22 protein-coding genes and 2 pseudogenes are annotated in these 23,434 nt (G+C 64.9%); 16 read left to right on the top strand and 8 right to left on the bottom strand.

The window, feature by feature from the left end:
- Window positions 1–140: 140 nt before the first annotated feature.
- Genes AZG88_RS01845 through AZG88_RS01835 form a run of 3 tightly spaced genes read right to left on the bottom strand, consistent with a single transcriptional unit; the run spans window position 141 to window position 3,023 of the window.
- A complete protein-coding gene (locus AZG88_RS01845) occupies window positions 141–938 on the bottom strand; it encodes a maleate cis-trans isomerase family protein (protein WP_025432490.1) in 798 nt (265 codons plus the stop codon).
- A gap of 27 nt (window positions 939–965) precedes the next feature.
- Window positions 966–1,862: a fumarylacetoacetate hydrolase family protein gene (locus AZG88_RS01840; RefSeq protein ID WP_005241487.1), complete on the bottom strand. Its 897-nt coding sequence runs from the start codon at window positions 1,860–1,862 to the stop codon at window positions 966–968.
- 48 nt (window positions 1,863–1,910) lie between these two features.
- Window positions 1,911–3,023, bottom strand: coding sequence for a cupin domain-containing protein (locus tag AZG88_RS01835; protein WP_061696871.1), 1,113 nt, complete (start codon window positions 3,021–3,023; stop codon window positions 1,911–1,913).
- A 199-nt stretch (window positions 3,024–3,222) separates the two neighbouring features.
- On the opposite strand from AZG88_RS01835, the gene AZG88_RS01830 reads away from it, so the two are divergent.
- From AZG88_RS01830 to AZG88_RS01815, 4 genes are read left to right on the top strand one after another with little or no spacing between them, the layout of a single operon-like run.
- Window positions 3,223–3,633, top strand: coding sequence for an acyl-CoA thioesterase (locus tag AZG88_RS01830; RefSeq protein ID WP_005241489.1), 411 nt, complete (start codon window positions 3,223–3,225; stop codon window positions 3,631–3,633).
- A complete protein-coding gene (locus AZG88_RS01825) occupies window positions 3,630–6,062 on the top strand; it encodes an oxidoreductase (RefSeq protein WP_231913773.1) in 2,433 nt (810 codons plus the stop codon). The genes AZG88_RS01830 and AZG88_RS01825 overlap by 4 nt, the downstream gene beginning before the upstream one ends.
- On the top strand, window positions 6,062–7,096 hold the full coding sequence (locus AZG88_RS01820) for a carbon-nitrogen hydrolase family protein (protein ID WP_061696870.1): 1,035 nt from the start codon (window positions 6,062–6,064) through the stop codon (window positions 7,094–7,096). The genes AZG88_RS01825 and AZG88_RS01820 overlap by 1 nt, the downstream gene beginning before the upstream one ends.
- Window positions 7,097–7,118: 22 nt before the next feature.
- Window positions 7,119–8,387, top strand: a complete 1,269-nt coding sequence (locus tag AZG88_RS01815) for an AraC family transcriptional regulator (RefSeq protein WP_331712217.1) — start codon at window positions 7,119–7,121, stop codon at window positions 8,385–8,387.
- A gap of 504 nt (window positions 8,388–8,891) precedes the next feature.
- Here the strand turns inward: AZG88_RS01815 and AZG88_RS01810 are convergent.
- Window positions 8,892–9,152, bottom strand: coding sequence for an acyl-CoA-binding protein (locus AZG88_RS01810; protein ID WP_061696868.1), 261 nt, complete (start codon window positions 9,150–9,152; stop codon window positions 8,892–8,894).
- 276 nt (window positions 9,153–9,428) lie between these two features.
- Between AZG88_RS01810 and AZG88_RS01805 the strand changes: the two genes are divergently transcribed.
- Together AZG88_RS01805 and AZG88_RS01800 are read left to right on the top strand one after the other, a co-directional pair.
- A complete protein-coding gene (locus AZG88_RS01805; protein ID WP_025432493.1) occupies window positions 9,429–10,751 on the top strand; it encodes an SAM-dependent methyltransferase in 1,323 nt (440 codons plus the stop codon).
- Window positions 10,752–10,930: 179 nt separating this feature from the next.
- Window positions 10,931–11,848, top strand: a complete 918-nt coding sequence (locus AZG88_RS01800) for an alpha/beta hydrolase (RefSeq protein ID WP_061696867.1) — start codon at window positions 10,931–10,933, stop codon at window positions 11,846–11,848.
- A gap of 60 nt (window positions 11,849–11,908) precedes the next feature.
- Here the strand turns inward: AZG88_RS01800 and AZG88_RS01795 are convergent, their stop codons facing one another.
- A complete protein-coding gene (locus tag AZG88_RS01795) occupies window positions 11,909–12,409 on the bottom strand; it encodes a polyketide cyclase (RefSeq protein ID WP_197487760.1) in 501 nt (166 codons plus the stop codon).
- Between the two features lie 352 nt (window positions 12,410–12,761).
- Here AZG88_RS01795 and AZG88_RS54910 point away from each other — a divergent pair, with 352 nt between their 5' ends.
- From AZG88_RS54910 to AZG88_RS49410, 3 genes and pseudogenes are all read left to right on the top strand, one after another.
- Window positions 12,762–12,884 carry a hypothetical protein gene (locus AZG88_RS54910; RefSeq protein WP_257014437.1) on the top strand — a complete coding sequence of 41 codons (123 nt, stop codon included), beginning with the start codon at window positions 12,762–12,764 and terminating at the stop codon, window positions 12,882–12,884.
- Window positions 12,885–13,333: 449 nt separating this feature from the next.
- Window positions 13,334–13,444, top strand: a pseudogene (locus tag AZG88_RS55230) (LuxR family transcriptional regulator); the annotation flags it as partial.
- Between the two features lie 190 nt (window positions 13,445–13,634).
- Window positions 13,635–14,564 (top strand): barstar family protein, encoded by a 930-nt coding sequence (locus AZG88_RS49410; protein ID WP_331712219.1) that lies wholly within the window; start codon window positions 13,635–13,637, stop codon window positions 14,562–14,564.
- Here the strand turns inward: AZG88_RS49410 and AZG88_RS01785 are convergent.
- On the bottom strand, window positions 14,503–14,853 hold the full coding sequence (locus AZG88_RS01785) for a hypothetical protein (protein WP_231913769.1): 351 nt from the start codon (window positions 14,851–14,853) through the stop codon (window positions 14,503–14,505). The two genes, AZG88_RS49410 and AZG88_RS01785, sit on opposite strands and share 62 nt — an antisense overlap.
- 682 nt (window positions 14,854–15,535) lie before the next feature.
- On the opposite strand from AZG88_RS01785, the gene AZG88_RS01780 reads away from it, so the two are divergent.
- Window positions 15,536–16,039: a hypothetical protein gene (locus AZG88_RS01780; protein ID WP_156517406.1), complete on the top strand. Its 504-nt coding sequence runs from the start codon at window positions 15,536–15,538 to the stop codon at window positions 16,037–16,039.
- A 5-nt stretch (window positions 16,040–16,044) separates the two neighbouring features.
- Here the strand turns inward: AZG88_RS01780 and AZG88_RS01775 are convergent, their stop codons facing one another.
- Window positions 16,045–16,770 carry a hypothetical protein gene (locus AZG88_RS01775; protein ID WP_231913768.1) on the bottom strand — a complete coding sequence of 242 codons (726 nt, stop codon included), beginning with the start codon at window positions 16,768–16,770 and terminating at the stop codon, window positions 16,045–16,047.
- A gap of 211 nt (window positions 16,771–16,981) precedes the next feature.
- Between AZG88_RS01775 and AZG88_RS01765 the strand changes: the two genes are divergently transcribed.
- The gene (locus AZG88_RS01765; RefSeq protein ID WP_231913767.1) at window positions 16,982–17,743 is read left to right on the top strand and encodes a hypothetical protein; all 762 of its coding nucleotides are present in this window, start codon (window positions 16,982–16,984) and stop codon (window positions 17,741–17,743) included.
- Window positions 17,744–17,785: 42 nt separating this feature from the next.
- On the opposite strand, the gene AZG88_RS01760 is transcribed toward AZG88_RS01765, so the two are convergent.
- A complete protein-coding gene (locus AZG88_RS01760; RefSeq protein ID WP_061696861.1) occupies window positions 17,786–18,277 on the bottom strand; it encodes a hypothetical protein in 492 nt (163 codons plus the stop codon).
- A gap of 229 nt (window positions 18,278–18,506) precedes the next feature.
- Here AZG88_RS01760 and AZG88_RS01755 point away from each other — a divergent pair, with 229 nt between their 5' ends.
- The 5 genes and pseudogenes from AZG88_RS01755 to AZG88_RS01730 all read left to right on the top strand — a co-directional run.
- Entirely contained in the window at window positions 18,507–19,463 is a 957-nt protein-coding gene (locus tag AZG88_RS01755; protein WP_061042387.1) for a hypothetical protein, read from the top strand.
- Window positions 19,464–19,624: 161 nt separating this feature from the next.
- Complete coding sequence (locus AZG88_RS01750) at window positions 19,625–20,143, top strand: hypothetical protein (protein WP_061042386.1); 519 nt, start codon at window positions 19,625–19,627, stop codon at window positions 20,141–20,143.
- Window positions 20,144–20,279: 136 nt separating this feature from the next.
- Window positions 20,280–20,885, top strand: a complete 606-nt coding sequence (locus tag AZG88_RS01745; protein ID WP_156517405.1) for a hypothetical protein — start codon at window positions 20,280–20,282, stop codon at window positions 20,883–20,885.
- 298 nt (window positions 20,886–21,183) lie between these two features.
- Complete coding sequence (locus tag AZG88_RS01740; RefSeq protein WP_061043439.1) at window positions 21,184–22,731, top strand: sulfatase-like hydrolase/transferase; 1,548 nt, start codon at window positions 21,184–21,186, stop codon at window positions 22,729–22,731.
- A gap of 402 nt (window positions 22,732–23,133) precedes the next feature.
- Window positions 23,134–23,434, top strand: a pseudogene (locus AZG88_RS01730) (hypothetical protein); the annotation flags it as partial.

Here is a 23,434-nt window from a genome sequence, read left to right as displayed (position 1 = left end):
CCGTCAGGGCGCCGCTTCGAAAAGTCTGGGCGAGCGGTGGGGGTCGGCATGCGACCAATGAGGGGTCCACGGTTCCGTGTGGGCCCCGGGCGGATTGCGCCGAGGCCCACACGGTCACTCTGTGCCCAAGGCCGGAAGGATCACTTCGCGGCGATCGGCAGGCTCGGGATGTAGGGAGCGTCGGCGTATTTTCCGGACAGCAGAGCTCCGGCGCCGGGGGCGATCGCGGGCAGATCCAGTGCCCGCATCATCTGATGCGCGGTGGAGATCGCCGCCGAGACCACCGGCTTGCCGAGTTCGTTTTCCACGATCTCGATCGATTGCAGCGAGGGCATCTGAACGCAGGCCGAGAGCACAATGACGTCGGCGTCCTGGTGGTCGAGTTGTCTGGCGATACCCACCAGGTTGCGCGGATCGTGCGCGGCTACGTCGAGATTGTTGGGAATCTCGAGCGCTCGGTAGTCGCCGACGTCGATACCCTGATCCTTGATGTACTCGACCACGAGTGTGGTGAGTGGCTTCATGTAGGGCGCCACCAGGGCGATCTTCTTCGCTCCCAGCACCTCGAGCGCGGAGACCAGCGCGCCGGCGCTGGTGACCACGGGAGCCGGGGCAGCGTTGTCGAGGGTGATCTGCGCCAGTTTCTGTTCGGAGACGCAGTGGTACCCCTTGCCCATGCTCATGATGGCCACCAAGCACGCGTATCCGAGGACATCGACTCGCGCGTCGGAGAGTTCGGCGGCGCATCGGGTCGAGTCGGCGTCCATCGCCTCGAGTTCCTCCTTGGTCACCTCCTTCATCCGCATGCGGCTGGAGTGGAAGGTGAATCGCTCGGGGGCGACGGTTTCCCGCGCGCGAAAAAGGGCGGGGATCTCCGTTTCCATCGTCACGTTGGAGCTCGGCACGATCTGGCCGATGCGGTAAGGGCGGTTGTTCACCGGGTTTCCTTTCTGATCGAGCAGGTGTCAGCGAGCATCGATGACTGGATTGCTCAGCGTCCCGATGGATTCCACGGTGCATTCGACGATGTCACCGGGGGAGAGGAACTGCTGGGGAACGAAGCTGGCGCCGACGCCGGCGGGGGATCCGGTGGCGATCACGTCTCCGGGCTCGAGGGTCATTCCGGAGGTGATGTCCTCGATCAGTTCGGGGATCTTGAACAGCATGTAGCGGCTGTTCGACTTCTGCTTGACTTCGCCGTTGACGCGCAGGGACAGGTCCAGGTCGTGCGGGTCGGTGAGGTCGTCCGCGGTGCGGACGACCGGCCCGAAGGGTGCGTAGGAGTCCTGGCCCTTGGAGAAGAACCACTGGCCGCCGCGGCGCTGGTCGCGGGCGCTGATGTCGTTGATGATGCTGTATCCGAAGACGTAGTCGAGGGCGTCGGCCGCCGAGACGTTCTTTGCGGTGCGACCAATGACCACGGCCACCTCGCATTCCCAGTCGAGCTGATTGGTGAGGTTCGCGTTGTGGCGGATCGGCTCGCCGGGGCCGACGACGGCCGTCGCCGGCTTGCTGAACAGCACCGGGCGCTGGGGCAGTTCCTTGTCGGTGTCGAGGGTCCGCGCCGACTCGGCCACGTGTTCGGTGTAGTTGAGGCCGACCCCGATGATCTTGCCCGGGCGCAGCGGGGCGTGCACGGTGACCTCCGAGATCGGGAGGCTGAACTGCTGCGCCTCGTCCCCGCCGACCAGCGTGGTCAGCGTGGCAAGTCCTGCACTGCCCTGGCTGATCAGGGTCGCCAGGTCGGCCGGCGCCTCGGCGCCGGTGCTCCGTGCCAGGGCGGAGACGTCGATGACCGTGTCGTCGCGCTGGACGCCGAGCCGGGGGGTGTTGTCACGAGTGGAGAAGGTCAGGAGAATCATGAACGGTCCCTATTCTGGGGGTTGGTGAGACTTGGTGTACGGGGCGGGTTACCGGATCGGCTGGTGACCGTCGTTCTCCAGGTATGCCTCCTCGCGCCAGAAGGCCAGCGAGCGTATCACTGGGAAGTCGTTGAACGAGAACAGGACCGCGTCGTCGCTGGTGCCGAGGTTGGCGTGTTCGTGCCACGCCCAGGAGGGCACGACGAAGATGTCACCCTGCTTCCAGTCGAACCGCCGGCCCGCGATGACCGAATAGCCCTCTCCCTTGGCCACGTTGTAGACGACCGATCCGGTATGCCGGTGGGCGCGGGTGTGCTGGTCGGCCCGGAGCAACTGGATATGAGCGCTCAACGTCGGCATCACCGACCCGCCGGTACGCGGGTTCGAGTATTCGAGCAGGATGCCGTCGAAGGGGGATCCTTCCGACGCTTTCGCCGCGTTCTGCAGGGCCGCGTAGGTGGGTTCCCAGGGGTAGGCGAAGAGCGGGGAGTACGGTTTGGTCCAGCCGTCCTCGAAGCCCACGGGACGCAGTTGGCCCGCGCCGTAGGTGAGCAGCGAGGAGTTGATCACCGCCCCCTGCTCTTGACAGTGATTGGGGTGAACCTCGTAGAACCCGGCGTCGAGGGCATTGACCAGGGGGATGTCGAGTCCGTCCTGCCAGACGACCGGTTCGTCGGAGCCCTCGTTGCCGTGTTCGTGCCAGGTGAAGCTGGGGGTGATGGCGAAGTCGCGGGGGCCGACCTTCAGTTTCTGTCCGTCCACCACCGTCCAGGCGCCCTGGCCTTCTACGACGAAGCGCAGGGCGGCCGCCATGTGGCGATGTGCGGTCATCGACTCTCCGGGTCCCATTCCCTGCAGGCCGGTGTACAGCAGGCCGACAGCCGCGGTGACGTCCTTGCGCTCGGGGTTGACCAGGGCCACCACCCGTCGCCCGGCGTCTTCCGGTTTGACCAGGTCGAGCGAGTCGATGACGAACGGGCGGATGTCCTCATAGCGCCAGAGGATGGGCACGGACGCCGGTTGCGGGAACCACGGCTCGATCTTGTTGGCCACGGTCCATAGCGCCACCGTGTCGCGCTTGCCGAGTTCGTCATAGAACGCTTCCAAGGCTTCGGTGTCCTTGACCCGAGCCCGACCGAGAACGTCGTCACTGAGTGACATGTGGGTTCCTCCCTTTCGTCGGCGACGCATGTGTATGGCAATGGGCGCGTGCGGCCGACCTCAACCTGCGTGGATTTCGATCGAACTGTGCAAGCTGTCACCGCCCGCCGCAAAACCGAATATACACCGCGCTTGACGATAGTCACAAGAGCGCTATAAAGTTCGGTCATCGGCTTCGATGAAAGGTGGTTAGTGACAGATGGCGAAAGTGACGATCGAGCGGACGGTGGAGTGGTATGACACCGATGCTGCTGGCCACCAACATCATTCGTGCATCGTGCGATTCGTGGAAGCCGCCGAGGCGGCACTGCTCCGCGAGCGCGATCTGGCGTGGCTGTTCGGGGAGACTCCCCGGGTCCGCCACGAGATCAACTACCGATCACGGCTGTGGTTCGGCGAAACGGTGACAGTGACCCTCGAGGTTGTTCGCCTGGGTAACACCTCACTCCAGTACGCCTTCGAGGTTCGCGGCAAGGAGGGCGTGGCGGCGGACGGAACCCTCGTCGTCGCCCACGCCACCCCGCAGTCGCCGACATCGACGCCCTGGCCGCAACCCGTAATAGACGCATTCGGCACGATTCGTGCCCAGGAAGCAGTGGTGACCCAGTGACCAGTCGAGAAGCAACAGCGCGTTCTGCGCGAGTCGACGCCGGCCTGCCGTCGTTGAAGATCGCCGTCATCGGGGGCGGCCCGGGCGGCCTGTACTTCGCCGCTTTGGCCAAGCAACTCGACCCGCGACGGGAGATCACGGTATTCGAGCGTAACGCCGCCGACACCACTTTCGGCTTCGGCGTCGTCTTCTCGGATGAGACCCTCGACGGAATCACTGCGGCGGATCCGGCGATCTTCGCGGAGATGGAAGCGCAGTTCGCGCGGTGGTCCGATATCGACATCCACTACCGGGGTGAGGTGCTGACCTCGGGAGGACACGGGTTCGCGGCCATCGAGCGACGGACCCTGCTCAACATCCTGCAGACGCGGTGCGCACAACGCGGTGTCGACGTGCGATACGAAACCATCGCCCCCACCGCGGAAGATCTCGCCCGTACGCACGACCTGGTGGTGGCGGCCGACGGGGTAAATTCGGTCACTCGCAAGGCGCGTCCCGAAGCATATGGACCCGACCTCGACGTTCGGAACTGCCGCTACATGTGGCTGGCGACCGACAAGATCTTCGACGCGTTCACCTTTATCGTCGCGGAGACAGAATTCGGGCCGATCCAGGTGCATGCCTATCCGTTCAGCAGTGAACGCAGCACCTTCATCGTAGAAATGAGCGAGAAGACCTGGCGTAACGCGGGATTCGACACCTTCGCCGCCGAGGAGCTCGCCGTCGGGCAGAGCGATACGAAAAGCGTCGAGTTGTGCGCCGGACTGCTCGGCGAGCATCTCGATGGGCACCAGCTACTGACCAACAATTCCCGCTGGATCCAGTTCTCGACGGTCCGAAACACGTCGTGGCGCGACGGCAACATCGTCCTCCTCGGCGATGCCGCGCACACCGCGCACTTCTCCATCGGCTCGGGGACGAAGCTCGCCATGGAGGACTCCCTCGCTCTCGCAGCGAGCCTGGCAGTCGACGACCGGGACGTCGCACAGGCCCTGCTCCGCTACGAGCAGGAACGGCGACCCGTCGTCGAATCCACGCAACGTGCGGCACAGGCGAGCCTGGAGTGGTTCGAGTCGATCGAGCACTCCGTCGGGCAGGAACCGCCACAGTTCGGCTTCAACCTGCTCACCCGCAGCCGCCGCGTAACCTACGACAACCTGCGCGACCGCGATCCGGAATACATCGACACCCTCAACGACTGGTACCACCGTGCCCAGCCGGCGGACTCCACCGAACAGCCGCCCCGTCCGATGTTCGAGCCCTATCGGATCGCGAACACGCGGCTGAAGAACCGCATCGTCGCCGCACCCGTGGCCACCTACTCCGCCACGGACGGGATAGTCGGCGACCCGGAACTCGCACGCCTGGCCGGCGCGGCACTCGGCGGCGCCGGCCTGGTGATGACCGGCATGACCGCCGTCAGCGCTGCCGGACGCGTGACACCCGCGTGCGCCGGCCTGTACGCCCCCGAACAAATCTTCGCCTACCGTCGGATCACCAATCTGGTCCACAACAACACCACCGCGGCCATCGGCGTCCAGCTCAACCATTCCGGACGCAAGGGTGCGACCACCGTTCCCGCCGCCGGAACCCTCGGTACGTCCCTCGGTGACAAGGGCTGGGAGACCGTCGGCCCGTCCACGATCGCGTTCGGTGACCTCCCCGCGCCCCGCGAACTCGACGCTTCCGAGCTGGAGGGCATCGCCGAGGATTTCGCCCGGGCCGCCCGGGCCGCCGACACCGCCGGATTCGATGTCCTCGAAATCCAGGCCGGTCACGGATTCTTGCTCTCGACCTTCCTGTCGCCGCTGACGAACCAGCGCACCGACGACTTCGGCGGAAGCCTGCGGAACCGCCTCCGATTCCCGCTGCAGGTCATCGATGCGGTCCGGGCGACCTGGCCGAAAGGCAAGGCCCTGCTGGTGCGTATCTCGGCCGTCGACTGGCACCCAGGCGGCACCACCATCGACGACGCCGTCGCCATCGCGCGGGCGTTCGCCGAACACGGAGTCGACGCCATCGACGTCTCCAGTGGTGAGGTCGTGGCCGAGGAGCGCCCCGAGTACGGCCGTGGCTTCCAGACCCCCTTCGCCGAGCGAATCCGCGCCGACGTGGGCATCACCACCATCGCCGTCGGTGCCATTTCCTCCGACGACGACGCCAACTCGATCCTGCTGGCCGGGCGCGCCGACCTCATCGCGATCGGCCGCGCGCACCTGCACAACCCCTCCTGGACCCTGCACGCCGCCGCCGAGATCGGATACCGCGGAGCTGGTGGCCAATGGCCGACTCTCTACGCTGCCGGATCGGCGAAGCCGCCCACAGCCGGACGGGCGCGGCCCCAGCTGGCCCTGTTCGGGGCGACCGAGCACAACATCCACCAACGCTGGCGCCCAGGCGCCGGCGCCGTAACCGAGGCGGCACACTGATGGACACCTTCCCGCGTTTCACCGCGGCGGCCGTGCAGGCCTCCCCGGTGTATCTCGACCCCGACGCCACCGTGGAGAAAGCGGTCGGACTCATCCACGAGGCCGCCGCCGCCGGCGCCACGCTGATCGCCTTCCCCGAGGTGTTCGTCCCCGGCTATCCGTATTGGAACTGGACGATGAACCCGGTCAAGGGAGGGGAGTGGTTCGAACGGCTGTACCGCGCCGCCATCGACATTCCCGGCCCCCATCTGGACACCCTCCGTGCCGCTGCGGCAGCCACCAAGACCACGGTCGTGATCGGCGTCAACGAACGCGGCCGACACAGCCTCGGAGTGCTGTACAACAGCGTCCTCACGATCGGGCCGGACGGCTCCCTGATCGCTGTTCACCGGAAACTGGTACCGACCTGGGCTGAGAAGCTGACCTGGACGAACGGCGACGGGTCGACGCTCCGGGTGCATCAAACCGACGTCGGTCCGCTCGGTGTCCTCGCCTGCGGGGAGAACACCAACACCCTCGCCCGCTTCGCGCTGCTGGCGCAGGGAGAGCTCGTGCACGTCGCCAACTACATCTCCCTCCCGGTGGCGCCCAAGGACTACGACATGGCCGACGCCATCGCCATCCGCACCGCGGCGCACGCCTTCGAAGGCAAACTGTTCTCCGTCGTCTCATGCTCGACTGTGTCCGAGGAAATTATCGACATCGTCGCCGGGGACGATGAGGAAGCGGCGCAGATGCTACGGCGCGAACGCAGCGCCCTGTCAGGGATTTTCGGACCCGACGGGCGCCCAGTGTCCGAACCTCTGGTCGACAAGGAAGGGATCGTCTACGGCGAGATCGACCTGGCACGATGCATCGCACCGAAACAGATGCACGACATCATCGGCCACTACAATCGCTTCGACATCTTCTCTCTCAACGTCAACACCGCCCCGTTGCAGCCACTCACCTTCAACGGGGCGGGAGGACCACCGCCGGAGCCGGAAGGCGTACTGATCGGCCCCTGGGGTGAGGACGAGATCCCGGCGAGATAGACACCCGGCGGCACCCGCCCGGATGGCTCGGATCTGCGGAAGCCGTGTTTCCCAGGGCAGGGCTATCCCAAGAAATCACGTCAGGCCGACGGGTGCCGCACTGGGGAGGTACCCCACCACCACCTGCTTCCCTCCCTGCCTTGCCGTGAGCCGGGTCGGCTGTCGTCGGAGTAGTGCAGCTGGGGAAATCGCGCTTCGTGAGAAATCCCAGGCAGGTACGATGGCGTACGTAGAGATTGTGACGGTCGTTCTGATGTCGCTATTTCGCGCGCGCTGGAAGGCTAGGATGGCGATGGAGCCGAGATCAACTGCGGACGGGGCGACTGCGTTGCCCATTGCGCGGTTCGAACAGGTTCACACAATCGATCTGGACCAGGTCAGGTCGGCGGTGGGGTCCGCCTTCTGCCCACATACGCTCGAACCCATCGGGACCGATGGCGCCTCGCCCGTCAGGTTTCACTCGGCCACCGCCGGAACTGTCGGCCTGCACTACCTGGATTACGGCACCGGGATGTGCATTCGCCCGAGTGATCTCGACGATTTCTATCTCATACAGATTCCCCTCTCCGGAGTGGCGGAAATAACCTGGGGTTCAGAAACGTTCGAGTCGACGCCCGCCGTCGCATCGATCCTGCAACCGGGCGGGTCGGTGACCATGCAGTGGCACCCAGGGAACCGGCAGCTGATCGTTCGCCTCGATCGCCAGAGCATGGAGAGGCAGTTGCAAGAGGCACTCGGAGCGCCGCTCCGCGAGCCCCTGCGGTTCGACCCCCACATGGAGCTGGACCGACCGGGTATCCAATCGTGGCGCGGCATGCTCACGCTCTTGCGTGCCGAGATGGAGAACGGTGGAACTCTCCCCACCGAGCCGATCGTCATGAAAGAGTTCGAACGACTGCTGCTGAGTCAGCTCATCGTGGCCCAACCCCATAACTACACCGAAGTGTTGCAGCGGCCAGTGCCGGTGGCGCCTCGAACTATTCGCCGCGCAGTCGAAATCCTCGAGCACCACGCTGACGAACTGCTTACCGTCGAGGATGTCGCATCGGCCACGGGAATCAGTGTGCGGGCACTTCAAGACGGTTTCAAGAAGTATTACGGCACCACCCCGATGGGATACCTGCGCGAGGTCCGAATGAAGGCGGTCCGCACGTGGCTCCTCGACGCCGATCCGTCGACGACGACGGTGTCCGATGCGGCTACCAGGTGTGGATTCCTCCATCTCGGACGATTCTCGGTGCAGTACCGCGAAAAGTTCGGCGAGTCGCCCTCGGAAACCCTCCGCCGATGACGGTCGGCCTGTCCTGGACCGCCGACCCGTCTTCGCCCACTGTGCCTCGAGGTCCCGCCTTGCCACAGTGGAGTTCCGAACCCATCACAACCGACCGGTGCGGGCGTACAAATGCCGGCGACAGTGCACAGCACTTGATCGCAGGTATCGGAAGACCCTTGCGCTCGCTCAAAACACCACAGGACGCCGTGCAGGCGACTAGTGAAACTGACAGGTTCGCCGTGGAGTGCCGTTCTCCGCGTGTGCCGGTTTTGTCCAAGGCCAAAGGGAGCTGATTTCGAGGAACGATGTACTTCTCCGGCTTCGACCCGCACAGAGCCAGCGGCCTGCCCGCTGTGAAAGCCGGGTTCGCTGCCCGAACACTCCCATCTCGATGCGCGCGCCGCACATCCCGCCGACGACATCCTGCACACCGGGCACGCCTGCGCGTGCGGGCGCACGTCGGCTTGCGGCGACACAATTCGGCTCTCGATGGGCGATCGGGCAGGGACGGAATCTCCGAACTCAGCCCTGCGTCAGCTTGGCTACCAGGTCGACGTAGCCTTGCTTGGCATCGGCGCTGCTCGTACCCGCCAACTTAGCCCAGGCGTCGTATTTAGCGCGGTTGACCATGTCCAACCGACCGGGCCGCTTGCCCTCGACATCACCCTTCGACCCCTGTTTGAACAGCGCGTACAGCCGTAGTAACTCATCGTTGGCCGGCCGCGAGGTGAGCTTCTTGACGTTCTCCTGTGCATCGGTAAACGCCTGATCCAGATCCGACATCGGCACCCCTGGCTCTCGGACGGACTCGTCGACGCAATCATAACGCCGGAGCCGATGGCGCCTGATCCGTTCGCTCGGAGTTGCAGCGCGCCATCGCGGTCGGCGCGTGAAACCGAGCGGCGTTCAGGGGCAGGGTTGTGCCGATTGGGAATTGGTGTGAAGGTGTGCGGCGACGGGGGTTCCATCGATATGGTCGACGAGGTGGGTTTGCGGGACGGTGATGCGGGTTGACACGCCTGTGGGCTGGTCGGACCCCAAACTTCGACGGAGGTGTGTATGACGGTCGCTGACACGGTGGCGCCGCTGGTTCGCGCGGTGGTGGGTGCGCAGGTCCCGGTGGGGATCAGGTGTTGGGACGGTAGTCGCAGTGGTCCTTCGGACGCGCCGTGGCAGGTGCACATCGTCAATCGGCGTGGTCTGCGGCGGTTGCTGTGGGCGCCCAACGATCTCGGTTTCGCCCGGGCCTACGTGTCCGGCGACATCGACATCGAGGGAGACCTGCTCGCCGGGCTGGACGTGTTGGAGCAGGTGTCGGACCCGAGCAGGGGCCCCGGCGTGCGGATCGACAAGCAAACGAAGAAGGCACTGGCGACAGCGGCGCTGCGTCTCGGGATCATCGGCCTGCCACCGAAGCCGCCGGCGGAGGAGATGAAACCGGCGCGCGGGCACCGGCACGACAAGGATCGTGACGCCGCCGCGATCAGCCACCACTACGACGTCGGCAACGACTTCTATCGACTCGTGCTCGGTGAGTCGATGACCTACTCGTGCGCGTACTGGTCGCAGCCGAGCGAGGATCTTGACGCGGCCCAGTACGCCAAATGCGATCTGGTGGCCCGCAAGCTCGGCCTGACCGCGGGGATGCGGGTCCTCGACGTCGGCTGCGGGTGGGGGACCTTCGCACTGCACGCGGCACGTCACTACGGCGTGCACGTCGTCGGTGTCACCCTGTCCCACGAGCAGGCGGACTACGCCGGCAAACGGATGGTCGACGCGGGCGTGGGGGAGTTGGTGCAGATCCGAGTCCAGGACTACCGCGACGTCACAGACGGTCCCTACGACGCGATCTCGAGCATCGGCATGGCCGAGCACGTCGGCGCCGCGATGCTGGCGACCTACGCCGCGGACCTGTTCGCACTGCTGCGCCCGCGGGGGCGGTTGCTCAACCACGCGATTTCGCGACGACCAGGCAAACCCGCTGCCAAGTTCTCCAAAACGTCCTTCATCGATCGCTATGTGTTCCCCGACGGAGAAATCGAACCGATCGCGCCGATGATCGAGGCACTCGAAGGGGCCGGGTTCGAGGTGCGCGACGTCGAGTCGCTGCGCGAGCACTACGCGCTGACCCTGCGGGCCTGGGTGGGGAACCTGGAGGCGAACTGGGACGAAGCGGTGGCGTGCAGCAGCGCCGGGCGGGCTCGGGTATGGCGGCTCTACATGGCCGGCGCCGCGTTGGCGTTTTCGGCGAATAGGCTCGGGATCAACCAGGTTCTGGCAGTCAAATCCTCCGAACGCGGTGACAGCGGCATGCCCGGCACCCGTGCCGAACTCTTGCAGCCATCCGCACCGATAGCATCTCGGCCGGGTCGCGAACAGTAAAAACCGTCGGGAACTCCGGCCGTGGCAATGCAGCCTTTCCGCAAGCCGAACGCCTATCGGCGTACCCGATTGGCGATCGCTGACCGGCGACCTGTTGCGAGCAAGTAGGACATGATGTGTCCGCGTCGCTCGGTGCGGTACCAGCGTCGTGATGAGACCCCCGAGTGTGAGGAGGGCGCGTGCGGTTCGCGCTGGGCGATTTGTCGGCTGAGGTGCCGGCGGAGCAGGTCGAAGAAGCTCGGAGCTTCTACAACTCGCGGCCAGCTGGACGTGGCCCCAGCACTCTCGAGGAGTTGAGGGAAATGCGGGCGAGGCGGTCCGCTCCTTCTCCCGTCGATCCACCGGCGATCGAAGAGACGGTCGAAGCCGCGGGAGCACATGTCCCGGTGAGGATCTTCACTCCCACCGACGGCCGAGCGCGGGGCGTCTATCTGGACATACACGGTGGCGGCTTCTACATGGATTCCGCAGCGCGAGATGACGCGCGTAACCGTGAGCTCGCAGACGCTCTCCACATCGCCGTTGTCAGCGTCGACTACCGGCTGGCACCCGAGCACCCGTGGCCGGCCGCACCCGATGACTGTGAAGCGGCGGCGCTCTGGCTCGTCGGCCACGCTGATGCCCGCTTCGGATCATCTCGACTGGCGATCGGGGGGCGGTCGGCGGGAGCAACACTCGCTCTGGTAACCCTGCTCCGACTGAGGGACAGAGGGGCCGTCGGCGGGTTCACCGGCGCCGCACTCCAATTCGGCACATATGACTCGAGCGCGCAGACTCCGGCCGGACGTCGGATCGCAGACGAGTATTTCATCCAGGCCTACGTCGGCCACGTGGAAGATCGCACCACTCCGGACATCTCTCCCGTCTACGGCGACCTCCACGGCCTTCCCCCGGCGCTGCTGGTCGTCGGGTGCAATGATGTGCTGTTGGAAGACAACCTCGCGATGGCAGGTCGGCTCTCCGCCGCCGGCAATGACGTCGAGCTCCGGATCTATCCCGAGTCGCCCCACGGGTTCACCGCCCACCCCACGGCAATGGCCAGGACGGCGCTCACCGGCATCGATTCATGGCTCCTCGAGCGGCTCGCCCAACCGTAGGACTACTCGACGGCCTTCTGTGCACGGGCGGACCGTGACGGCGGGCCGACAGGCAGATGTCTAGCGGTCGGGCGTCCGAGCCCGGGACGTCGGTGCGGCAAGCTCGGCCAGGTGGTGCAGCGAGTTGGTGAGATGCTCAGGACCGAACGGCGGGAACTGAAGGTACTCCCGGATGGACTGCGGCACCGCCGACCAGTCGTAGGTGAGCGTGACCGCAGTCTCGGACGGACCAAGTCGCACCAGGTCGTAACGCCAGAACCAGCCGCCGAACTCCAGGTGACCGTCGTCCTTCTCCTGCCCCGTCAGCCAGGCAATGGCGCGCGGCGGGTCGAGCACCTGGACCTGGTTGGCCACCTGGTAGTCACCGTTTGGGTGGTTGGGGTGATACATGTCCATCCGGAAGATCTGCCCCACCTCGGTCAGCGGCGCCTGATCGGCGGCTTCCTGCACCCAGCCGGTGCCGTCGATCGCAGAATGGGTCGTCGGGTCGGCGAGCAGTGCGAACACCCTGGCGGCGGGCACGGCGACAGTCAGCGTGGCGCTCACGTTCTCTCGGTCCACGGTATGCACGCTCCTTGTCACCTCATCTCGGGCCTCCCGCTGGAGCGGAAGGAGCATTCATTACATACAGACTGCGTGGCGACGCGGAACTCATCGGCCGCCGGGATAGCAGAGTTTCCCGTGCCACCAGCTCAGAGAGTTCAGCTCGAGGCCGGCTGTCGGGACGTGCGGGTCAGCGTTCGGCATATGGGGGTGTTCACCTATGGCGAGCGACGATGTGGGCCTTGGTAGCTCCGCGAACTGACTCGCCGGTAATCACGCGTATGAGGGTCTCCGATCACACCTGATTCCGCGTGCTGCGGGCACGTCCGCGCACTACCGCGAACGGTGGTGATCGCTGCAGATCATTCTGGTGGGCTCGACCGACCCCGACGAGGCCTTCCCGATCCTGGCCACGCGGTCCCAGCTTGTCAATATTCCGGTCAACGAGGTCGCCGTGAATGTGATCGAGCACAGACCCGACCATCCGGATTGACCTCTGCGTCCTGAACTCGACTGCGCCAGGCATCGCCGGGCCGATCGTATTGACCCATCCGGCCGGTGTGCTGCCTCGAAACACACATTGTCCTGCAGCAACCCTTGCGGCTGGAGAAGGTGAGCCCGCTATGACTTCTGTCCCTGGCCTCACGCCCGGCTATGTCGGGGAACCACAACGGCGGCCACGCTGACACCGCGCGAGCTGGAGATCCTTCGCTTGTGGCAGCGCAGTGAATCGAAGACTGTTGCCGCATCGACCTGGGAATTAGCCTGAGCACGAGTACCTCCCACCCACCAGCTCGCGAGCGACCGAGGGCAGAAGAATCGCACGCTGCGGAATCCCACCATGGGCGGACTCAACGTCGTGCGGCGTCAGTGTGGGCACCGACATCACCGAAGTCCGTCGTCATCGCCGCGCAGCTGGAGGCGAATAAGCTTCAACACCCACTGATCTGGGTCCGAGCGAAGTACGCTGCCGCAGGGCGCCCCGTTGCCGATAAGTCTGGATCATTGAGCCGGGCGCTGCAGGACCGGCTGGTGTCTCTCGCTGAGTTTTGACGCGCCTGGCCCACCTACATGCCCCAACGGGGCAGAGCCTCGCAGAGTGCCGACATGTCGACCTTGCTCAGTGTGGAGTGGGGCGGTGACCGGGACTCTCCACAGGGCCCGCGGAGCTTGCGCCCGCCTCACCGATCTCGGCTACATCGTGCACCGCATCGACGCCCATCCATGGACCACCGTCGCGAACATGCACACCGCATTCGCGAAGGCGATGTCCTTTCCCTCCTACTACGGCCGCAACCTCGACGCGTTCAACGACGTGCACTCCGACGTCGCCAGGTTCGACTACGGCAGCGATCCCGCCAGCTCTGGGACCGTCCTCGCCATCGCCGGATACGACACTCTCGCCCGAATGGACCGGCGCACCGCCGGCATAGTTCTCGACATCTTCGCGGTCCATGCGCGTTTAGCCGCTCTCTACGCGCACCCGATGCTATGTCTGGTCGAATCCACGGTCACCGACTATCCCGCGGTCGGTGGCCGCCCGGTCTACTTCGGCGGCGTCTGGGATCTCGGGCCGGATCCGCCGGCACCGTTCCACGACGAAGATGGTGTCGAAAACGTGTTGCAGATCTACGCGGACGAAGCCACCGCCTCCAAGTACGTCGCCGCACTGCACCCAGTCCTTCCCGACACCCTCGCAGCCTTCGGCCGCTGGCAGATCCTCAATCCTGTGCTGGCCTCCGAGTGCACCGCAGCGTTGCACGCCAAGCATCGACCGAAATCACCTCCACCGGGAACTCGACTGTGGGAGATCTTCATTGGCCCTCCAAGGCTCCGGGGACCGCACCGTCCTCGGCGACCAACTCGTGCACGTCCTCTCAGACGCCGGAATGCATTTCGATCAACTAAGAACCAGGTTCTACACGGCCGGAACCGAGGAACGAACGCAAGCTTTGAGTCACTATCCCAACCTCCGCAATCCAGACGACCGATAGATGAACCTGCACCGGGACGAAGTGGTGTCCCAGCGCATGCCGGCGGCAGTCGGCCTTCGTTCCGTAAGCGGATCGTCATCCGGTACTCCGACAGGCGTTCGACGGCGCACCTCTGCTTTACGACTGTGTCACCTGAGCTGAGGCACGCCACGCGCAGAGCTCACCGATCAGGCAAGTGACGGAGCCGGCAGCGCGGTCGATCCAGACGGCGTTCCCATCCCGGACTTCAGGTGCGAAAAGCAGCAATGGGCTGCGGCTCGACACGGGCCACAGAACGAACTCGTATCCCGAGAGCCAGTCCTGAACTGCCTCGGCAATCACGGAGGTCGCCGTCGCGACGTCCGTCTCGTATGGGAGACCGAAACCGAATCCGCTTGGAACGTCCGGACCGTTGGTCCGGGTCTCGACGGCATTGAGCCCGATCGTCCATGCCGGGATCTCGTCCGTGGTGTCTTCGATTGTCCACATGAGTGAGCTGTACTTGTTGAACTCGGTAAAGCACTGAGTGTCCCGACCGACTGCCTGGCACGCCTCGACGAAATGACGAGGTACCGATGAGAGCTTCAGCTGTCGGGCCAGTGAGCTCACCGGTACTCGGAGCTTCGTCCCATAGGCCCGGCTGACCTTTTCTGGCCGCGGGTGTAGGGAGTAGGAACTCCCATTCCATCAGTGGATGCGCGGTACGCTCGTTCGCCGCTGCGACGGCGTGCCAGGTGATGGGCTCGCGTTGCCCAGCGGAGGGACCTGTGCGCCGATGGGCAGGATGAAATATCCGTGCGTATGCATCGAATTCCGGCGGCACCACCTGACCGACGAGGCCGGCACGATGGTCTATGGCGAATCGCTTCAGGCTTTCGTCCACCCATGTGCCTGCTGATACGTCGCGTTGAAAGCTATCCGCAGTCCACATGACCAGTAGGATCCCACGATCTCCGCGCCTGGTACTGGAAACAGATTATGGCTGCTCCGGTTAGGGATCCGTCAATGGGACGGGTCGCCTTGTCGAGGGACACTCGTCTGCCGTGTTTCACGGCGGTGATGGCGTCGATGAGGCTAACGTCCTGACCATGCCTATCCGGGTCGGTGTCGCGTCTCTGAGCTGGTTTTCGGGTATGTACCGCCGTCGAGCTACGTCCGCATCGGGAGAGCTATGTCGTGGCACATAGGGATGCTTCCGCCGGAAACACCCGACCTCGGCGCCATCGCGCACGGGCCTGCCATTCTGGCGCGCAGCCAAGGCTTGCAGGTCGGGCTTCGCACGATCATCGCCTACAAGGGTGGGCTCGAAATCGCCGTGATGGTCGTCGCGACCGGCGCGCATGCCGACGTCGCCGAACGCCAGTACAGGGCGCCGGCCGAGATCGACCCGGTCACCGGACGCCCGAACCCCCACCCGGTCCTGGGGGTGGCCTTCCGGTTCAGTGCTGCCGACGACTCGACCGAGCAACCATTTCCCCGCCGCAGCACCGCCGCACGATCGAAACCCGGCATGTTCCGGCGCGAATTCTTGTACACCACGAGTGAACTTCCTCGCTCGACCCTCCTGCGGTACCTCGTCGCATGGCCGCAGGTCGGGCTTTCCGCCACCACAGTCGAACTCACGCTCCCTGACCCGGATGATCTGCGTCGCCACATCATCCCCATGCCGAACTAAGCGGGTCATCTGGTGTCGTCGGGCTCCGTCAGGACGAGCGTGCCCGGAGGTGACTGCAACTGTAGGTCGAGCAGTTCGGCGACGACCCGGTAGCGCCCAGCCGCAAGCTCCTCGATGTCCGATCCCAGGTTGACCTGGAGGGACATGCGGCCGCCCGGCTCAAGGTCGGGCAGCGGAGGTGCGTGGGCGAAGAGCGTCACGCCGGATCCCAGCCGTTCGCCGTCCGGTCCGAGCACCCACCCGCGGACGGTCATGTGATCGCCGACGTCGTTCCTCCAAACGTGGTCGGCGGTATTGAGTACATCGATCGACAATTCGGGCACTGTGCCAACCGTGGCGGTCTGCTCGGCGGGCCACCGCAGTTCCAGGCCCGCCCGCCGGGCCGCGCAGGGCCGCCGCACCGGGACCGGGCCGGGATCGGTGCTGACGGTCCAGGCTTCTCCGATCCAGTGCAGGAACACCAGTACCCACCCATTTCGCTGGTGTGGGTGCGGCGCGGCGAAGACGTCTCGTGGGTTGTCGATGAACTCCCAGCTGGGGAAGATCGGTCGCCAACCCTGGCGGGGGAGATCGAGCAGGTCATCAGGAGAGCGAAGGGTGAGCTTGCGGCCACCGATCAGGTCCCACAGCGACGAACCGGGTCCTTCGAGCGCCGCCGGGTCGACTTCGAGGGAGCCGAGCTGAACCAGCCCCGGGTCTGACCGGTTCTCTTCGGAATCCGACCTCCTCATCATCGAATTATCGCGCGCTGTCGAACCTTTTGTTCACATGATGCCCACCGACGAAAGCACGTCACCGGTCAGCGATCCGCTTTCGGGACGAGCGTTGATCCTCGCTGGTGCGCGCTGGGCGCCGATCTCGTCCCGGTGCGGGTTCGGCCATCGGTCAGTATTGCGCGTGACTGTCAGGACACCGGTCCGCGCGATGTGGTGCAGTAGGACCATGGCCTGGGATCCCGACGCCACTGATAGCCAGGACTGGGCCGAGCGCGGCCTCCGAATGGCAGCCGAGACCACCGCCGGCACCTGGATCGTCAAACACGTGCACAACTTCGACCACACGGTCGCCGCCCTGGTGCCACCCGTGTTCCCCGCGTACGCCCGAATCTTCCACCCCGCGAACACCCTTGACGATGAGACCGTGCGCTGGGCAGACGTCGCCGAAGCCAACGGCACCATCGCGCACCCCGTCATGGAATGGGGGTCCATCGTGGGTAGCTGGAACACCAGCGAACAGGAGGGTCTGTGGCACGACTCCCCGGTCGCCGGCTCGCTGCCTGCGCGAACAACACGCGCGCTGGCCGACATCCTTCGGCGATTCACAGGCACACCCGACCACTGTTGGTTCGCCCACTGGGAAGGATCCGGCTACATCACGCCGCCGTCGAACTACCCTCGGCTGCCCATCCCTAGCCGAGACATGATCCTCTTCTCGGGAAGTATCGACCTGGCAGATATCCAGTTCGGGGCCGACAAGCAGTTTCCGAGAGGGATGAGCGCGCACCTGTGGTGGCCCAACGACCACGCCTGGTGTGTAGCGACGGACATCGACCTCATGACGACCTACCTGGGAGCCTCAGCGGAATGCGTCGACACCGTTCTCGCCGACGCCGCACTCGAAGCACTCCCCGCGACCCCTAATCAAAGGGTCACCTGGGACAGCGACACCATCAACCCGCTACCCGCGAGCCCATCGGGACTATGACCAGTGCCGTAAGCCCATCCACCGACGGGTCGTCAGATTTCACTACGGCAGAGGAATGATCGCGGCGGCGAGCTCTGACGGGTCCGGAAGCACCAGGTGCGTGGTCACAGGTTCCTCGGGCCACTCAGCGATCAGCGGCAGGTTTCGGGTTTGCGGTAACCCGGTTACTTCGTACAGGTACTCGCGCTGGTAGAGGTCCTGGCTGTTGTACCAACCGCGATTGTCGCTTCGAGGCACTGGCTGGAGGATCGAATCTTCGAGTGCACGAAGTCGCATCGGACGACCGTGCACCTGGCCGTGACTGCGCTTACCCGTCTCAGGGTCGATGACAGCTGGCGCCGTGTATTGGCGTCTCATCGCTTCGGCGTGGATGCCGCTGCCGACGACGGTCACCGCGACCTCGAGGCCGGCCGAGTAAGCCATGATCGAGCGCAATCCGACCGTGACACCCTCGACACGGGCGAGCAGTACTGGACCATGCGCGATCGCACCGATCTCTTTTTCATTCGACGGGTCGATCATGAACCAGGCCATGTCCGGATCCTGACACACCTCATTGCGTGGCGACCGAAAGTCCGCACATGTCAACGAAGCACCCCAGCGGGGAAAGCCTGTCGGCACCGGATGAGGATCGATGATCGGACCGATCAGGGATCCCTATCGACCAGTGGGCGGTACTCGCAGAGCTGGAGCACCGTGTTGATCCGCGCTTACGGGCGGTATGTGGCGCTGATTGGCGGCCGCTCGGATGCAGCGGCCCGCGATGTTCGTCGACGGTAGCGTGCACAACATGGACCGTCGCCGCCTGTTCACCGCAGTGGTCGCGCTGACGGCACTAATGAGCGGATGCAGTCTGATCCGTGGACCAGCCCCTGATCGCGATCCTGCCGAGATCGTGGACGCTGCGGTCTGTCGAATGCCGCAAGGCAGCGAACTGCTGGGCGTCACTCCACCGACCGAATTGATGGGGGCGCCGGCACCGCGCTCAGGAACGGTGCCGTCGGATTTCGAGCCGGTCGCGGCCATTACCTGCGACGAATGGCTCGCGAATTCGATCGCCGCTGATCTCACCGGGAGCTTTGCCGAGCACCGATGGGAGGGCGACTTCGCTGCGGCAATCGACAAGCTCAATTCCCCGTCTGAGGGCCAACGTCTGGATCAGAACAGTTGCGGAACGCCGAGTTTGGCACCGATACCGGACTTGTGGCTGATCGACGCGCACGGTCGCGCACTACGCCCGTCCTACCCTGTCGACGACTGTGGATTCCTCAAGATCGGTGGACTCCGCGAGATCGAAAAACTAGTCCAGGTCGATCGGATCGAACACTACGTCCGCCACACGCCGGATTCGCTGCAACAGCTGATGGGATGCAGCACGCGTCGGGTGACGCCAGAAATCGGTAGTGATCACCTCGTAGCCGACCAGTACTGGGTCCGCAGCGCAGTTTGTCGTTACACCACCGATCCGGACGGGAGTATCACCTTCGCGGGAGCCGAAGAACTCCAGGACAGCCTGGGGCAGACGTTCTTCTCGCTCCCGCCCGCAAACGAGTGCTTGTCGGTCGCGAACCTCACGGCCGGCACGACAGTGACGCTAGCCGGGCCAGAGGATGTCGAACCGTTGCCGGTACTCATCGAGATCGATGGATGCCGCCGTGTACTCATCGACGAGCACATCGCCCTGCAAGCGTCCGAGGACATCATCGCGCAGGTCTCTTAGCTGGAACATGGTTGTTGAGCCAACCGCTCCATATGGGTGACCCGTAGGCGGAACCTGCACCGGGACGAAGCGTTCCGTAAGCGGATCCATGACCGGACATCGAGCCCTGACTGATACGCCCTACCCGGGGACCGCGAGGATGAGGATAGGACTGGTGACACATGAATGCAGACGATGACCCCGAGGACCCGATCCGACTCGTACTCGAGCGGTCCCGCGTGGTCGTGCAATGGCGCGTCGATGGCATGAGCCTCGTAGCCCCGGAAGACGACCTTGACGCGATCCTCCTGCGAGATCCTCCGAGTCCGCACGGTATCTGGCAGAAACCACGCGGCCCGGGCACGACCGCAAGTTTCATAGAAGCCGACCCGGGAGAACTTGGCCGCCCCTCGTGGTGGGTGCTCTACGGTAACGCGGACCCATCCGTGGAGGTGAGAGTCCACATTGACGAGGACGATGTATCCGACCCCGTCGTCCATCGTGTGGGCGGAGTCTGGGTATGTGAGTGGGTCAGCTACCCGACCATCGCCGAGATCCACCGATCCGATCGTGATCGGACGGCCCGCGTCTCGTTCGAGCGACCGATGTTCATGCCGCCGGCGCCACACCCTGAAGTCGAAATCAGGCAGAGAAAGCGCGGCAGAGGCTCCGGGAAGTCAGTCGAGAATCCCGTCGACTGACGCAGAACACCCGAATCCGTCGAACCGTGTCAGCTGTCCGTCGTTTTGACGGACGCATTCGCAATCGGCGGATCGCAGGAAATCGCTGATCGGAATATGTCTCGCGTCGCTGGCCGTCGACCGTAACGTGTTGAACGTGGGCGACAGTGTTCCAACCTGGGCCGATCTGGTGAACCGGCATGAGGCGAGTCACGACCTGTTCGTGTCATGCTCGATTGAGTACTCGTTCCGTGTTCGCGATGACGCCGAAGAGACTGGCACTTTCGCCGTTTGGCATGGTCCGCAGGACCGTTGGCGGGTTGAAGTGGCGGAGCAACCTGTGTACGTCCGCACCGGGGACGTTGCGTTCGCCCTGAAGAAGGGCACGATGCAGAGGCAGGAGCCCACAGCGAGGCAGTTCAAGGTGCTGCAGCCCGTCAATCCGCTGTCGTTCTTCGGCCCCAGCTCTCTTCTGTCGAGGTCCGGCGTTCTTGCCCCCTCAGTCTCCGCAATCGCTGCAGAGGTTGGCGGGCGCAGGGGGTGGTCGTTCGTCGCCGACCAACTGACTCTGGGAGCACGGAACACCCTGGAGGATCGTTTGGAGTTCGTCATAGACGACAAGACCGGGCTGGCTCTTCGTATTGGATCGGTCAATGGGCGACTGTCCGGAGAACTCCGGACGGTTCAGGTTTTCGAGTGGCTTCCGGATTCGTTGTTCGAGTGGTCCGACGAGGAAGCGGGACTCAACGGCCTCGATGACTGAGACCCGGAAGCCGAACCTGCACCGGGACGAAGGTTCCGTAAGCGGATCCGCATGCGGGACGGGTCGGGACTTCGACGTTCGGATGATCCGTCCCGGTCGTCGTTCCTCAGCGAGAGCCAGCCAGTCCATCGATATTCAAATCACTGACCTGAACTCTGTCCGACGGATTACCGTTTCTGTGTCGGCCTTTCTGAGCCGCCCGGAAGGCCCGACACCCCGGGGTGGTCACTACCGGTACAGGACACGTGCTCGGCTCCGACCGGACGGCAGAGCGTCACGACCGCAGGCGGGATTAGGCATGAGCGACGAACAACCGAACATCGTGTTCTTTTTCTGGGACAACTTCGGATGGGGTGAGCTCGGGTGCTATGGCGGCGGCGTGCTCCGCGGTGCGGTGACACCGCGGATCGACGACCTGGCCGGGGAAGGCCTCAAGTTACTGAATTTCAACGTCGAGGCGCAGTGCACGCCGAGCCGTTCGGCCTTGCTGACCGGGCGCCACGCGATCCGCTCGGGCACCCAGGCGGTGCCCCTCACCGGCGGCCCGGACGGGATGACCCGGTGGGAGGTCACGATCGCCCGGGCGCTCTCGGACGTGGGGTACGCCACCGGGATGTGGGGCAAGTGGCATCTGGGCAGCGACCCCGAGCAGCGGAGCCCGGTCGACTTCGGGTTCGACGAGGCGGTGTGGTGCCCGCGCACGGCCGACGAGGTGCTGTGGACCATGCAGTCGTACTTCCCGGATGGCGCGGTGACCGCCGCCCCTTATGCGGGGTCGACGCGGATCCCGCTGGAACCGGAGCCGATCTACTCGCGGCGCAAGGGCGAGAAATCGGAGAGGATCGCGACCTACGACGCCGAGTTCCGGGCCGGATTCGATCGGAAGATCACCGACTGGGCCTGTGATTTCATGACCCGCTCCACGCAGGCGGGCAAGTCTTTTTATGTCTACCTGCCCTACACACAGGTCCACATCCCGCCGATCCCGGACCCGCAGTACGCGGGCACCACCCAGCGAGGGAACTGGGCCGACATTCTCACCCAGATGGATGCCTTCACCGGCACGATCCTGGACAAGCTTGACGAGCTGGGCATCCGCGAGAACACAATCGTGGTCTGGGCGTCCGACAACGGCGCGGACACCACCAACCACCTCCCGGCGATCGACCCGGATCCGGTCGGCGGTCAATGGCACGGATTCTCCGGACCCTGGCGGGGTGGGTTGTTCACCGCCCTCGAAGGCTCCAATCGGACACCGTGCCTGGTGCGCTGGCCCGGGAATGTACCCGCCGGGCGGGTCAGCAACGAGTTGGTGCACGAGGTCGATTTCTTCACCACGCTGGTGACGGCCGCCGGTGGCACGGTCCCGACGGACCGGCAGATCGACGGGATGGACATGTCCAGCTTTCTGCTGGGCGCGGACGAGGATTCGGGCCGCGACATGATCCTGTGTCTGCAGGGCAACCGGCTGCAGGCGGCGAAGTGGCGTCAATGGAAGGTTCACCTGTTCCAGCAGGACGACTTCTATTCCACCTGGGCACCGACCAACGTGCCGATCCTCTACAACCTGGAGTGGGATCCGCGCGAGGAGCATCAGGTCGACTTCCCCCACGCCTGGGTCCTGCACCCGGTCGCCGCCGGGGCCGGCGCATTCCTCAAGTCGCTCGCCGTCGAGCCGCCCATCCGGCCGGGCACGCCCGACCCGTACGTGCCGCCCGAACCCGGTGAACTGCAACCGCAGACACACCTGCAGATCGGCCCCATCATGCAGTACATCACCACGCTGGTCAGATCCCACGACGAACCTCCCGACCCGGGTCATGGGATCGAGCACCAATCCGGATGAGCGTCGGCCCGGCCGGGGGCTGCCCGCAAGTCCCACCTGAGCCTGTTGTGCCTGCCGGAGTCGTGGGGCTGTCGGTCACGCCCTCCAAACAGGGCGCGATGGACGGTGAAGAATCAATCCCACTGAGGGATCGCTGATCGGAACGGCGCCACTATTCCGACGTTCCGGGTTCTGACGATGTCGCGGGTTACGGTCGGCCGGTGCATCTCGTTGACCGGTATGGCCCAGTCCTTGCCGCCATGATCGGCGGCGTGCTCGCTGCCTTCGCTCTCCGCGAATCGGAGGTACTCGACCACACCATCGCTGCGAAGGACGGCCTGAGCGGGTGTTGGTCACTCCTCAGTGGGCCGGAACCGTCGCAGCAGTCGTTGCCATCGCCGCGCTGACGGTGCTCTGCTGCGGTTGCGTTCCGGGATCGGCGCAGCCGCAACCACCCTCATGGGCGCCGCAGTGATCGGCCTGCCTGCTGTTGTGGCGGTGTCGACCGAACCGGCCCTGACTCTGAACGCGGTGGGTGCCGGCCTGATGCTTGGTGCGGCGGCGTACTCGGCTGCAGGGCGGCGGGCTCCACTGATTGCGCTGGCTCTCGGGGTGCTGGCGGCGACAGTGTTCTTCACCGGGGCCCGCTTGTGGCGGGTTCCGGCGCAACGATGGTCGGTCACCCTGCCCGGCGATCTGTTCTACGGGCGTTCCCCCCGAGATG

The organism is Rhodococcus sp. LB1 (assembly GCF_001583455.1).
Taxonomy (GTDB): Bacteria; Actinomycetota; Actinomycetes; order Mycobacteriales; family Mycobacteriaceae; genus Rhodococcus_F; species Rhodococcus_F opacus.
This window is presented reverse-complemented; position numbering and strand designations above follow the sequence as displayed.